The following is a 12,805-nucleotide window of genomic DNA, read 5'->3' as shown; positions in this document are numbered from 1 at the left end:
GCGATCCGACGCGCGTTTCCTGTGCGTCGCGGCGGGCGGCCACCAAGGCCGCTCCGCTCCGATACGCGGAAACACACGACGGGCGCGGCCTCAAACGATCGCTCTCGCGCACCAGCGCGCATGTCCAGACAAGCTCTCAGCCCAGCCTCGCATACAACACACATGATATATCGATACCGATACATCTTGCCAAATCGCAGCGCATGTCAAATGCGACATTGCTTTGACGCCATATGAATAAATTATGGATCCTTATCCCAGAACCTGCCTGGAAAATCGGGGACAAGCATCTCCACGCATCGGATTGCTGCCCCCGGCAACGGGGATCATGGCCTGCGGCATGTCGATGCGGCGCGCGTAATCGCGCACCCGGCGACGCCGGCGCGTCATCCAACCGAATGTTCGCCCGACAACCCAGCGGCGACTACCCGGCGACCGACTACCCAGCGACCGACTACCCGGCGACCGACAACTCATCGGCCGACACCCCGGCGGCCAGGCAGCCCCCCGAAACCCTTCGCCCCGTCTCCGCGATGGATGATCCCGGGACCGACACCCGGACAGGGGGCCCGGTCCATCAGCATGGGCCGGTCGGCGGCACGCCACCCCCACTGGCAGCGCGCCGAGGCGCTCGCGCACCCGTTTCCTGCAACGCGGGTCGAACCCGATGCCATCCATAGTCACGATGGCCCCCTATTCAGGATGGCCCCCCTCCGGACCTCGGCGGCGATCGGCGCCGGCATGGATCTGGCGCCGGCCCTGATCGCCGACGATCGGGGCGACGCGCCGGCCCGCCGTCCAGGCCGGCAGTAAATGGCCGCGTGGATCAGGTCACGCGGCGGTAGATGACATGGCGGGCCAGCCAGCATCCTAGCTCAAATCCCGAGACGGCGCCGCTGGTGGTCCGCGCCACGCGAAGGGTCCACCCTCCCGGAGCCGGCGCATCCATGCTGCGCTGGCAGGGCATGGTCCAGAGGTCGTCGCCCAGAGGATAGAGCGGCTGCATGGGGCCTGTGCCAAGGAAGCCGCTGGCGGCCGCATAGAACCCGTCTCCCGTCTGCTCGATCTCGAAGCAGGCCTGCAACTCCTCGCATATGTAACGACCTGCGATGTCAGGCCGTGCCGTGCCGGTGATGCGGCGGCCCCGTCCGTGATAGTTTTCGCCCGGACGATGGATGTCCACCACCCCGTCTCCGGCGCGACGCAGGGTCATGGTATCGGAAGATGCCGAACCATCGTCCTGCAATGTGAGGAGGTCGGGACCGACGCCGTAATGAACCGTGATCCGGCTGCCTGGACCGGGATCGACGCCGAGAACGAGGCCGGTTTCGGCATCGAGCCAGGTGCCTGTCCAATCCTGCCCGGCGGCTGGCGACGGGGGCGGGGGCGTCTCGGCTTCGAGTGCGGCGGCCATGACGCCTCTGGCGGCGCCATCGGCCGATGTCTCGTGATTGAACAGGACAACCACGGACAGCCGGGCGTCCGCGGCGTACAGACGCTGGCTCCGGAACCCACGGAGGGCCCCGCCGTGCCCCGTGATCGCAAGACCGCCGATCTGCTGGTGTTTCAGCCCGAAGCCGTATCGGGCTGGCGTGCCATCGCTGAAACATTGCGGGGCGGAGATGCGGCGGTAGAGCCCGTCCGGATCGTCACGGGTGGCGTCGATGAAGGATTCCCAGGCCAGCATGTCGTCCAGAGAGGCGGAAAGGCCGGCATCGCCTGTCCAGAAAATCCTGTTGGTGGCGGGGAAGAAACCGACATCGCTCCTCCCTTCATAGCCCGTGACCCCGCCGGCGGGAAAGGCCGTATCGGCCGTCAGGGTGACGGTCTCCATGCCTGCCTGCTCGAAGATGTGCTGACGGTAGAGTTCTTCGAGCGAGCGCCCGGTCTCGGCTTCCAGCAGGTCGGAAAGGATGCGGAAATTGCCGTTGCTGTAGGAATAGCTGGTTCCCGGCCGGAAATGGGTCCTGTGCATCCGCTCGAACATGATGGCGGCGTCGGACCGACGGAAAACCCCGTCGGGGGTCGCACCATGCAGCACCGTCAGCGCCCAGTAGTCACGCAGGCCGGACTGATTGTGGCACATCTGGGCCGTGGTCGGCAGCGGGCCTTGCAGATTGGGCAGGGCGCCGCGCAGCCTGTCGTCGAAGCGGGCCGGATCTTTCATGACCGACAGCAATGTGGCGCAGGTGAACTGCTTGCTAATCGAACAGATGGGCAACGGTGTGGTGTAGCGCATGCGGTCATGGCGCGTGAGGTCCGCAAATCCCCAGGCATGACGCGCCACGACCCTTCCCTCATGAACGATGCCGGCGACGCCGCCGGGTCCGCGATAGCGGTCGGGCAGGCTGAAGAGGAACGCGACGGCGCGGGCAAGGTCGGGCGAAGTCAAGGGAAACGTCCTTTCACGATCGGTGCGACGGGGGCCTCGTGGCGTGACCGCCCGCCTGTTTCACATTCCAAAGGAGGACTGTCAGGAATTGCGTGTGCGAGGCGTTGTTCACGTTGTTGATCAGACGGTGGCGCGCGCGAAGCGGTCACCGAAGAGAATGGCGAACCGGGCCTTTGCCACGGACCATTCCCTCGGCGGCATGATCCATTCTTTCTCGGCCCGGTTCAAGGCCGGGAAGAGGGGCTTGAGGGCCGCGTCGTCATCGGGGAAATGCCCCCTGGCCCGGACGGCCCGCCTCGGCGTCCACCGCCCGGTAGACATCCTTCAATGCCGTAGCTACGGATTTCCGGTCTTTCCGGGCGACGAAATCCAGCGAATGGCGCAGCAGATGGCACACCACCGGCGCGCAAACGGGTCGAGCATTCCGCCACGCCCATCGAGGCGATCGCCGCCCCAACCGGCTTCCATGACCCCGAGGGCATGCGTCGCGCCTTCCTCCGCGCCTTTGGTCAGACGGCGCGGATCGGCCCCGGATAAGCCTGGACGGCCGGATCATGGGTCAGAAGAAGGATCCCTTCGACCGTGGCCTGGGCGACCAGCATACGGTCGAAGGGATCCCGGTGCAGATCGGGCAGTCGCCCCACAGCCAGCGCATGCCGGCCGGTGATCGGCAGCTCCTCATATTCGTTCTCGACCAGCCCCCTCCGCAACAGATGCGGATCGACCTGAAAATCCTCCCGCCCCAGACCCGCCTTGATCGTGATCTCCCACAGGCTGGCAACACTGAACAGCAGCGTATTCCGGGGATCCTCCATCAGGACCAAGGCATCCGCAGACAGCTTTTCCGGCATGCCGGCGGCCCAGAGCAGTAGATGCGTGTCGAGAAGCAGCTTCACGCCTCGCCCTCGAACAGCTCCCCCACGGTCTCCCCGCCCATCCGGTCGAAATCATCCGGAACCCTGACGTACCCCGTCAGGAACCCGAGGCGACGCGTCTGTCGCGGCTCAGACGCCGTCATGGGCACGACCCGCACCATCGGACGTCCCGCCTTGGCAATGACAAATCCCTCCCCACCCTTCATCGCCTCGTCGATCAGCCGGGAGAGGTGGGTCTTCGCCTCATGAATATTCACGGTCCGCATCCTGACATCCCCCTTGTCCCAAACTTAGTCTATATGACTTAGTCACAAAACGGAAGATCAATGAAACTGGTTGGGCTCTGTTAGCACTTGATCCAGGCTGCGGCGGCCGCTCACAGCCTAAAACGCTCACGAATGATCGTGCCGGCCTGGATGATCGAATCATAGCTGTTGAGACCATGACGGCCGCCGGTAAGATGAGGAATCACTGCCAGGGGTGTTTCTCCGTCCTTGAGAAGCAGCCTTTTACAATAGCCATTCACAGTGAATGTATGCTCTTCAAAGTCTACAGCCTCACCACAGACGACTTTGGAGAAGTCATTCGCATGGCTAAGTCCCGTTCCAATAAAAAGACGAGGTGAATGCTTTAAAATGATATTATGTAGATTGTCGAAATAGTTCCTGAAGAAGTCATAAAACTCCTCCTTGGTATCAAACCCTGTTCTGGCTTTTGCCTCCGGACTCCAATGCCCTACGCTGATGTTCTTCTGTGGGAAAAGGTTCCCCTTGAAATATCCAATACAGTCGCGTTCAAATATCTTGTGCGTGTCAGCATAGCGCCTGGTATCCTCCATCAATGCAGAAGTCACAGGCAGACCTTCGATAACAGAAAGAAGAAAATGGGCCTTCTTATTAAACTGCCACCTTCGAATATCCCATTGATACTTTACTGAATAATTTTCCTCATCGGGAGAGGATGGCTCTGATATTGGAGCGTTGATAAATTCACATATTTCATCAGTTCCACCCGGCTCTATGCCATAGAGCCAAATGGATCGGTGCTCCGGCGTGCCTGGATCTCCGGAATCCCAACCCGGAAAAACAACATCATGGCGATCTTCTTTTAACATTTTGTCTCACATAAGGTTTTGTATCTGTAAGATAGATGTTTAGTTGCGTAATTTGATGGCGCGGATTTTCTATGAACCGTGATGGTTCTTTTTCCCACTACTGGCAATTGAATTCGTATGAGGTGAGCGGACGGGCCGCTGCTGGCGTCATCGTACGGAGCGTTGCCCCAGGTGCGACCGAAAATGATGGAAATTTCGTCTTCTGAAGATGGTCATTCAGCTATCCTCCCGCGTAATCATCACTGATGATAAGGAGAATCTGTTGGGAACCACTGCGTCATGGTGCGTAATGAGATCTGTGCGCGGGTAGTGGATTGCCTGCGGGCAGTAGTCTTTTCAGGGCTGCCGCTCCTTTATTTTGGGGTCTGATAATACAAAGGGCACCGGAGATGCCCACGTTACGTTTATTCCCCGACTACCCGGCGACGATAGTGAGTGTGCGTCTGAAATTGTAGGCGATGGCCGTGAGGTGGATCTGGACGGCGGCCTTGGCGAGGCCGCGCCATCGCATGCGGTGCAGGCCATAGCTTCGTTTCCATGTGCCAAAAATCTTCTCGATCCGTCTGCGGACACGATGGCCCCCATGGTTCCATGCCTTCAGGCGCGCAAGCGTCTCCTTTTTGTCGCGCCCCCACATCCCCGTCGCCGCCACCCGGATGCTGCCACCCCTGGCGCGCACGGCTTCACGGAAATACGCTCCCCGATAGGCGCTATCGGCAAACACCTCGCCCGGATTGTCCGGCAAAGCATCGGGACCGGCCCGACCATCATTGATGTTGGCCGGCGTGATGGAGATCTTCTCCACCAGGGCGGTTGCTGCGTCGGCGCCCACATGGGCTTTGAAACCATGAACGGCCTTTTTGCCCTTGTGTTTGACCCAGCGCGCTTCGCTGTCGTGTTCCGTGTGCGACGCGATGACTGTCGCATCGACGATCGTGCCGGTCTTGATCCGGATCGCCCGGGCTTTCAGTTGGGCCGTGATGGTTTCGAACAAGGATTTGTCGAGGGATCGGGACACCAATAAGCGCCGGAACCGCACGAAGGCCGTGCGCTCCGGTGTCGGTTCGCGAAGAGAAAAACCGCAGAACCGGCGAAAGGACGCTCGATCGTCCAGGGCCTCGGATCGTCCAGCGCCTAGGCCAGCTTGACGTCGGACAGGTCATACCAGACCGCCAGGAGCATCGCCCGAAACATCGAGGGGGGCGGCCATGCGGGTTCGCCCTTCGTCGCAGGATACAGCGGCGACAGCATCTCGCCGATCGGCTTCCAGTCGATCAACGCCACGATCGCGTCCAGCGATGACGTGGGCCGGTCCGGGCGGGAGAATCCAAGACAATCCTGACCGATCGACCGATGCGCCATCACAGTCTCCAACGTCCCAAATCGAACGCCAGCGAATCATCAATCTCGCCCGCCGTACACTACCCGCGCACAGGTCCCATAAGCTCCGGCTGGCGGCGATGTGCGCAGCCCGTTGCTCGATCGCCTGACGTCCGAGTCTTTGCTTTCGCCAAGCGGCCAAGGCGGTCGATGTCTCACCTCCCCGGTTCGGCACCTGCTCGATAGAGCTCCTCCTCATCGGGTAACGGCGCTCCACTACCTGCCGAAACATGATCCCAGCCATGATCGAGTCCATCAAGCACAGAAAGATGGACGCAGCACATATTCGTGTGCTTGATTGCCGACCCCGCCCTGGGGAAGCGGCTGCGACGGCCGATCGTCCACCCAAGCGAATTGCAACGGAACACGGGACATTTGCCGCCTGTCGGGCACTCTCTACGAAAAAATGGACGGGATCGTAGCGTCATGAAACGCACTGCCGACCTTCCGCTCCACCCGCCTCCCGTCGTCGGTTTCGCGGATTGCTACGTCGGCGGCTTCGTGGACGAGTACCACGCACATGACCGGGCGCAATTGGCGGTGTTTCAGGCCGGAACCGTGACGGTCAACACGCAAGGCAGGAGCTTCGTGCTCGGTCCCGGCCAGGGCCTGTGGCTTCCCGCCGACACGGTCCATCAGGCGACCTGCCGCACCGATCTGATGTTCCAGGTCATCTATATTGATTCCTGCGTCGCCGGCACCGACCTTCCATGCAAGATGTTCGATGCCTCCATCCTCATGCGGGGTCTGGTGGACGAGATCATCGCCATGAGATTCGATTTCGTCATGGACGACCGCATGTCGACCATCGCCCGGCTTCTGGTCGATGAAATCCGGCGCGCGCCGCGGATCGCGGATCGCCTGCATTTTCCATCGGACCCCCGTCTACGCCGCGTGTGCGAGGCAATTGCCGCCCAGCCGGGAGATTGCCGCGACATCGATCATTGGGCGCGGGAATCCGGCATGGCGCGGCGCACCTTTACCCGCCTCTTTCAACTGGAAATGGGGATGGGCTTTGCGGCGTGGCGTCGCCGAGTACGGGTCATCGAGGCGGCATCCCGGATCGCGGCGGGCCAGTCGATCGCGGAAGTCGCGTTCGATCTTGGCTACCACAACGCGGGCAGCTTCAGCACGATGTTCCATCGAACGTTCGGGGTCGCCCCCAGCACTCTACGATTCGGTTCATCGCCAGCGCCACTGCCGTAGCCAGGAGCGCCTCACGCGGCGCCTCTTTCCGGCCCATAGCCCCCCTTCTTATTGGGCAATAACTGCCCCGCCCGCCGACAGCGTGCCCAGAAGCCCTATCTCAGCGATCGGGCGTTGGCGATCAGGCAAAATTTGCTGGTGTTCGGGCCAACGGCAAGCTCGTCGGTTGATGCGACTTCTGAATGTGGCTAGGAACGCAACTAAGTCTTATTCTTAATAACAATGCGGACCGGCGCCCCTTTGGGGAATAAGTGGCGGTCGCGAGATGAGTCGGGCATGCAGCGCAACAGGATTATCTACACGATTCTTTTCTCGCTCATCCTGAGCGACACGGCCCTCGCTGCCGGGCAGGAGAAAAAAGCCGACAAGCTCCGGCATACTGGAACGGCTGCCACAGACCGAACGGCCACCGGCAAGCCAGCAACACCCGCCGTGCGTGCCGAGCAGATCGAGGTGCATGGCCACGTGGCGTCAACGGTGGCCTCTTCCGCCACCAAGACGAATATGCCTCTTGTCGAGACGGCACAGTCGGTCACCGTCGTCACCCGTGACGAGATGGACGTGCGCGGCGTACTGACGCTCAATCAGGCGGTGCGTTACGCCGCAGGCATCACCGCTGATACACGCGGCGGCGAAGGAACACGCTACGACCTCTTCGACCTGCGCGGTTTCACAGTCCCCACCTTCCTCGACGGATTGAAATTTCAGGACAGCCCTACAGGATTCGCAGTCGCCCAGACCGATACGTTTCGCCTTGATCGCGTCGAAATCCTCAAGGGTCCGGCCTCCGCGCTTTATGGCCAGTCTAGCCCAGGCGGGCTCGTCGCGTTGTCCAGCAAACTGCCGACCGACCAGCGGTCCTATGGCGGCGTGACCACGACCGGCGGCATGTTCGATCTCTATCGCGTCGATGCCGATGTCGGCGGGTTCGCAACAGATGACGGCCTCGTCCGCTACCGGATCTATGGAACGGCGAATGGGCAGCATACCCAGCTCAGCAAGACGGGGAGCAGACGCTTCAGCATAAGCCCGTCCTTCACGTTCGGGGGAGATGGACCCAGCACCCTGACCCTGCTGGGCAACTACCAGTACGATCCAGAGAGCGGCTCCTATGGCGGCGTGCCGTTGGTCGGTTCGCTCAAGCCGGCGTCATATGGCTATCTTCCGAGAAATTTCTATGATGGCGACGTACCTTCCGAAAAATTCAACCGCCGACAGGGTGCGATCACCTACATTTTCAACCACCGTTTCAACAACGACTGGAGCTTCAGCACGCGCGGACGGTACGACGACATCATGACCACCTACCGTAGCGTCTATGATAACGGTTATTATGACAGCGACGACGGCACCAGCGGCGAGATGCTCTCTCGCTCCGCATATGGAACCCATGAGCATACCTACAACCTGGCCTTCGACAGCCAGTTCAAGGGCCATGTGCGCACCGGACCGTTGCGCCATATGATGATGTTCGGGTTCGACTACATGCAGCAGCGGGCGAACGACACCGAATCCTACGGCGACGCCCCCGACCTGGACGTCCTGCACCCCGACTATCACATGCAGATCCCCGGCCTGACGCCTTATCTGAATTATGTAACGCACTCCCATCAGATCGGCGCCTACGGCCAGGACGAAATCCGCTGGCACCGCTTGATACTTACCGGCAGCATCCGCAATGACTGGTATAGTTCCCGTCAGATCGAACGCTTCTCCGACACGGATACCCGCCAGAATTCGAGCCAGATCACATGGCGCGCCTCCGGCCTCTATCACTTCGATTTCGGACTTTCTCCCTACATCAGCTATTCGACCTCTTTTCAGCCGCAATCGGGCCTGGTCTCCAATGATGGCGGGTCCACACTGCGGCAGGCAAACCCTTCCATAGGCAAGCAGCTTGAGGGCGGACTGAAATATCAGCTTCCGGGCACATCCATTCTCCTCACCGCAGCGGGCTTCCATATCGAGCAAAGCAATGTGCTCGTTTCCGTCGCCAATACCGGATACAGCGTCCAGAGTGGACTGGTCCATTCGGATGGGTTCGAGTTCGAAGCCCATGCGGAACCCTACAAGAATCTCATGATCACGGCGGCAGTCAGCGTCCAGAAAGTGCATGACGATTCAACCGGAAAGCCGCTTATCCAGTCCGGCAAGGGAAATGCCTCCCTGTTCGCCTTCTACACGATGCCCTCGGGGCGCCTCAAAGGTTTCGGCTTCGGCGGCGGCATGCGCTATTCCGCGAAAGCCTATGGTGGTGAAGCAACTTATGGCAGCGTGTGGCTTCCGCAATACGCCCTCTTCGATGCGTCCGTGACCTATGATCTGTCAAATGCGTCCCCTTCGCTCCATGGGTGGAAGATGTCGGCGAATGTCCGCAACCTCTTCGACAAGAACTATATCGCCAACTGTTTCGCCTACGGCACCGATGGTGAATATTGCTATTATGGAGAGCGACGCAACGCTCAATTCAGCTTAGGATATAGTTGGTAGTTTTTTCGTTCCCATCCTCAATAGGACGCAGAGATCGGAAAGACCCGATTAGCACTACTTTGGCATTTTCTGTGCTGAGGGCGGGCTGAACGTCCTGCCGCAGTGAGGGCACTGTCGGCATGGTGGTCGGAGGATGCGAGCAAGAATGGCCTGACGGATCGCTGGCAGACTGGGTTGAGGCGATGCACCTGTGATGGCTTTTTTCCGCCCTGCTGCCTTGAGGCGGCAGGATCGGAGAAAGGCGTATACCGACCGCTCTCAACCGGTCGTCTTGTTGTCAGCCGTCGTCTGTCTCATCACGTTTCGAACGCGTCCTGGAATAGAACAGCCTCCCTAGCCATAGCTCTGACAAACCCCCGTTTAATCAGCCTCAGATATTTCCAAGTCTGCTCTAACTGAAGATCGAGGCCTACAATCTGACCGCTGTCTCTCTTTATCACCACTGAGCCGACATTCTGGTTTCCCCCAAAGCGGCCTGTCTGCAGGTGCCGCACGTCAATGCGGATAATCGCAAGAGATTGCGAGGTATGATACCCTCGGTTTGAGCCTTCTTCCCATAACTCTGGAATAAAACAGTTATTCGGGAGAGAGCCTCGGTTTTTCCGAACAGAACCCTACCAAGCCACTGACTTGACCGGGTTTTCAGAAACTGCAACTGCCTGCACCAACACCCAACCATCACCCCTTACCCATCGCCGGATCAGCGCATGCCAGCCGCAACGCATGGTCCCTCACATCGGGCGGCCACGCCGCCATACGGGCGGCAAAGGCATCGCCATCTCCTGCGAACAGGGCACGCGCCGCCTCTTCGAAACCGGGCAGATCGCCCGCCAGCCCCGACAGGAAACGATAGGCGCGTTCACGCGCCATTTTGACCTGCGTCTGCCCATTGTCGGAACGACGCGCCTCATCGACCAGGCGCCGCAATGCCTGCGACGCGCCCCCCGCCTGCATCCCCAGCCACTCCCAATGGCGCGGCAGCAGCGTGACCTCGCGCGCAACCACGCCCAGCCTGGGCCGCCCCCGGGGCCGCGCCGGCGCATCGCCCTCCGGACGAATCCGGGGCCGCGCCGCCGATGCCTCGCGCTCGCCCTGCCGCGTCAATCGCGTGACGATCTCGGCCGTGGTGCCACGAAGATCGAAATCGATCACCGCGCCCGTCGCATCATCGAAGGTCAGAACCGGCTCGCGCGCCGCCGCCGCCTTGATCGCAAGCGCCACGTCGACCAGCGCGCCGCTGGCGATCCGCCGGGTGCCGGCGAACGCGGTGCAGGGGATGGAGAGATAATCCGACATCCTATTTTTATCCGGCATTATACGGACCATTGTCAATATACCCGGGTGATATTGCATCGCGCGCCCCGTTCCGATACCAATGCCCCACCAACCGATGGGGCACACGACGCATGGAACGGGAAAGGCGGAAGGCTGCCGTCTCGGCCTACAAGGAGCGAAAACCGGCAGCGGGCGTCTACGCCGTGCGGTGCGCGACATCCGGTCAGATATGGCTGGGCGGCGCGCCCGACCTCTCGACGATCCAAAACCGGCTGTGGTTCACCCTCCGCCAGGGCAGCAACCCCCACCGTTCGCTCCAGGACGCATGGACCGCCCACGGCAGCACCGCCTTCACGTTCGAGGTCGTCGAACGGCTCCAGGGCGAGGAGACCGGCTACGTCCGGGACGCCATGCTGAAAGACCTCCTCACCCGATGGGCCGGAAAACTGCAGGCCATCCGCATCTGATGCCGAAACGGCCCGGCCCGGGCGACCTCCACCCAACTCAGGTGACCTTGATGCGCCATCACCGCCACACGCGCACGGACGGCACGCCCGGCAAAAGGCCGCCCCGATGCGCGACCTGACCCAGGGCTCCATCCCGCGCCTGCTCGCCGGAATGGCGGGCTTCATCGGCTTCGGGCTGATCGTGCAGACCCTGTACCTGCTCGTCGATCTCTACTTCGTGGCCCGGCTCGGCGGGCCGGCGGTCGCGGGCGTGGCCGCGGCCGGCAGCGTGATGCTCTTCGTCATGGCCCTCAGCCAGGCGGTCTCGGTCGGCGCTCTGTCCCTGATCGCCCGCGCGATCGGCGCCAGGGATGCGGCGGGGGCGCAAACCGTGTTCGAACAGGCCATCGGCATGGCGATGGTCGCGGGCGCCGCGACGCTGCTGGCCGGCTATCCGGCCGGCGGATCGCTCATGACGGTGCTGTCGGCCGACGACCGCACGGCGATGGCGGCTCGCGCGTATCTCTTCGCCCTCCTGCCGTCCCTGGCGCTCATGTTTCCAGGCGCCGCGCTGGGCGCGGCGTTGCGGGCGGCGGGCATCGTCGGCGCGCCGATGGCGATCCAGTCGGCGACGGTGCTGCTCAACGCCGCGCTCGCCCCCGTCCTGGTCGCCGGATGGGGCACCGGCCATCCCTTCGGCGTCGCGGGCGCCGGGTTCGCAAGCTCGGGCGCGGCCGCCATCGGCACGGTCGCGCAGGTCGTGCTGTTCGGCAGGCTCGACACGACATTGCAACTCCGCGCGGCGGCGCCACGGCTTGCGACATGGCGGCGGATCGCGGCGACCGGCCTGCCGGCTTCGGGCGAATTCCTGCTGATGTTCGTGATCTCGGGCGTGGTCTACTGGGCGCTGCGCCGCTACGGCTCGGACGCCCAGGCCGGGTTCGGCATCGGTTCGCGCGTCATGCAGTCGATCTTCCTGCCCGCGATGGCGGTCGCCTTTGCCGCGGCCCCCATCGCCGCGCAGAACCACGGCGCGGGCCGCGCCGATCGCGTTCGCGCAACCTTCCGCGCCACGGCCCTGACCGGCAGCGGGATCATGCTGGCACTGACGTTCCTGTGCCGGCTGCATCCGGACCTGCTGGTCCGGGTCTTCACCGGCAATCCGACGGTCGCCGCCGTCGCATCAGACTATCTCCGCGTCGTGTCCTGGAATTTCGTCGCGATGGGACTGGTCTTCAGCTGCTCGGCCATGTTTCAGGGCTTCGGCAACACGGGCCCGGCACTGGCCGGCACCGCCAGCCGCCTCGTCACCTTCGTTCTGCCCGTGATCCTGCTCGCGCACTGGCCACAGGCGACGCTCCACGACATATGGCGGCTCTCGAACGCTTCGGTCGTGCTCCAGGCATCGGTCAGCCTGCTGCTGCTCCGCCGCGCCTTCCGGCGGCACCTTGGCACGCCGGTATCCGGCCGGGGGCACGTCACGGAATCCATCGGATAGGCGTCATCCACCCCGCCGGGGCGCCGCGCCACAATCCCGCGCCTCGGGAATGCGGCGTCCGGGCTGGACGACCCGGCTCGATCCGGCCGAAATCCAGGACTTCCAGGCGCGCCGCCGGCGGACGCGTTC

At 62.2% G+C, this 12,805-nt stretch carries 11 protein-coding genes and 2 pseudogenes; 4 read left to right on the top strand and 9 right to left on the bottom strand.

Annotated features, from left to right (window positions below; genetic code table 11):
• Positions 1–252: 252 nt before the first annotated feature.
• The 8 genes and pseudogenes from HLH28_RS17970 to HLH28_RS18220 form a co-directional block, all read right to left on the bottom strand.
• Positions 253–620: pseudogene (locus tag HLH28_RS17970) on the bottom strand (hypothetical protein); the annotation flags it as partial.
• A gap of 206 nt (positions 621–826) precedes the next feature.
• The gene (locus HLH28_RS03995) at positions 827–2,392 is read right to left on the bottom strand and encodes a D-aminopeptidase (protein WP_182954753.1); all 1,566 of its coding nucleotides are present in this window, start codon (positions 2,390–2,392) and stop codon (positions 827–829) included.
• A 120-nt stretch (positions 2,393–2,512) separates the two neighbouring features.
• A pseudogene (locus HLH28_RS03990) lies at positions 2,513–2,789 on the bottom strand (transposase); the annotation flags it as partial.
• Between the two features lie 112 nt (positions 2,790–2,901).
• Positions 2,902–3,288, bottom strand: a complete 387-nt coding sequence (locus HLH28_RS03985; protein WP_182954747.1) for a PIN domain-containing protein — start codon at positions 3,286–3,288, stop codon at positions 2,902–2,904.
• A complete protein-coding gene (locus HLH28_RS03980) occupies positions 3,285–3,533 on the bottom strand; it encodes a type II toxin-antitoxin system Phd/YefM family antitoxin (RefSeq protein ID WP_182954744.1) in 249 nt (82 codons plus the stop codon). Before HLH28_RS03980 ends, HLH28_RS03985 begins: the two co-directional genes overlap by 4 nt.
• Positions 3,534–3,643: 110 nt before the next feature.
• Positions 3,644–4,381: a hypothetical protein gene (locus HLH28_RS03975; protein WP_182954740.1), complete on the bottom strand. Its 738-nt coding sequence runs from the start codon at positions 4,379–4,381 to the stop codon at positions 3,644–3,646.
• A gap of 415 nt (positions 4,382–4,796) precedes the next feature.
• Positions 4,797–5,495 carry an IS5 family transposase gene (locus tag HLH28_RS03970; RefSeq protein ID WP_275943709.1) on the bottom strand — a complete coding sequence of 233 codons (699 nt, stop codon included), beginning with the start codon at positions 5,493–5,495 and terminating at the stop codon, positions 4,797–4,799.
• A 20-nt stretch (positions 5,496–5,515) separates the two neighbouring features.
• Positions 5,516–5,743 (bottom strand): transposase, encoded by a 228-nt coding sequence (locus HLH28_RS18220; RefSeq protein ID WP_275943705.1) that lies wholly within the window; start codon positions 5,741–5,743, stop codon positions 5,516–5,518.
• A 444-nt stretch (positions 5,744–6,187) separates the two neighbouring features.
• Between HLH28_RS18220 and HLH28_RS03965 the strand changes: the two genes are divergently transcribed.
• Positions 6,188–6,967: an AraC family transcriptional regulator gene (locus HLH28_RS03965; protein ID WP_182954737.1), complete on the top strand. Its 780-nt coding sequence runs from the start codon at positions 6,188–6,190 to the stop codon at positions 6,965–6,967.
• A 276-nt stretch (positions 6,968–7,243) separates the two neighbouring features.
• Positions 7,244–9,457, top strand: coding sequence for a TonB-dependent siderophore receptor (locus HLH28_RS03960; protein ID WP_182954734.1), 2,214 nt, complete (start codon positions 7,244–7,246; stop codon positions 9,455–9,457).
• Between the two features lie 678 nt (positions 9,458–10,135).
• On the opposite strand, the gene HLH28_RS03955 is transcribed toward HLH28_RS03960, so the two are convergent.
• Positions 10,136–10,753 (bottom strand): DUF2239 family protein, encoded by a 618-nt coding sequence (locus HLH28_RS03955; protein ID WP_182954730.1) that lies wholly within the window; start codon positions 10,751–10,753, stop codon positions 10,136–10,138.
• Positions 10,754–10,863: 110 nt separating this feature from the next.
• Between HLH28_RS03955 and HLH28_RS03950 the strand changes: the two genes are divergently transcribed.
• Both HLH28_RS03950 and HLH28_RS03945 read left to right on the top strand, forming a co-directional pair.
• On the top strand, positions 10,864–11,199 hold the full coding sequence (locus tag HLH28_RS03950) for a GIY-YIG nuclease family protein (RefSeq protein ID WP_182954727.1): 336 nt from the start codon (positions 10,864–10,866) through the stop codon (positions 11,197–11,199).
• Positions 11,200–11,305: 106 nt separating this feature from the next.
• Positions 11,306–12,676 (top strand): MATE family efflux transporter, encoded by a 1,371-nt coding sequence (locus tag HLH28_RS03945; protein ID WP_182954724.1) that lies wholly within the window; start codon positions 11,306–11,308, stop codon positions 12,674–12,676.
• The last annotated feature ends 129 nt before the right edge of the window (positions 12,677–12,805 follow it).

The organism is Gluconacetobacter tumulisoli, from assembly GCF_014174155.1.
Lineage (GTDB): Bacteria > Pseudomonadota > Alphaproteobacteria > Acetobacterales > Acetobacteraceae > Gluconacetobacter > Gluconacetobacter tumulisoli.
Note: the sequence above shows the minus strand (reverse complement) of the source record. Positions and strands in the feature narration are given on the sequence as shown.

Bases quoted from the DNA above. Each gene is read 5' to 3' on its own strand.
- HLH28_RS03975 (WP_182954740.1), bottom strand. From the start codon at position 4,381: ATGTTAAAAGAAGATCGCCATGATGTTGTTTTTCCGGGTTGGGATTCC.
- HLH28_RS18220 (WP_275943705.1), bottom strand. From the start codon at position 5,743: ATGGCGCATCGGTCGATCGGTCAGGATTGTCTTGGATTCTCCCGCCCG.
- HLH28_RS03955 (WP_182954730.1), bottom strand. From the start codon at position 10,753: ATGTCGGATTATCTCTCCATCCCCTGCACCGCGTTCGCCGGCACCCGG.
- HLH28_RS03960 (WP_182954734.1), top strand. From the start codon at position 7,244: ATGCAGCGCAACAGGATTATCTACACGATTCTTTTCTCGCTCATCCTG.
- HLH28_RS03965 (WP_182954737.1), top strand. From the start codon at position 6,188: ATGAAACGCACTGCCGACCTTCCGCTCCACCCGCCTCCCGTCGTCGGT.
- HLH28_RS03950 (WP_182954727.1), top strand. From the start codon at position 10,864: ATGGAACGGGAAAGGCGGAAGGCTGCCGTCTCGGCCTACAAGGAGCGA.
- HLH28_RS03945 (WP_182954724.1), top strand. From the start codon at position 11,306: ATGCGCGACCTGACCCAGGGCTCCATCCCGCGCCTGCTCGCCGGAATG.
- HLH28_RS03980 (WP_182954744.1), bottom strand. From the start codon at position 3,533: ATGCGGACCGTGAATATTCATGAGGCGAAGACCCACCTCTCCCGGCTG.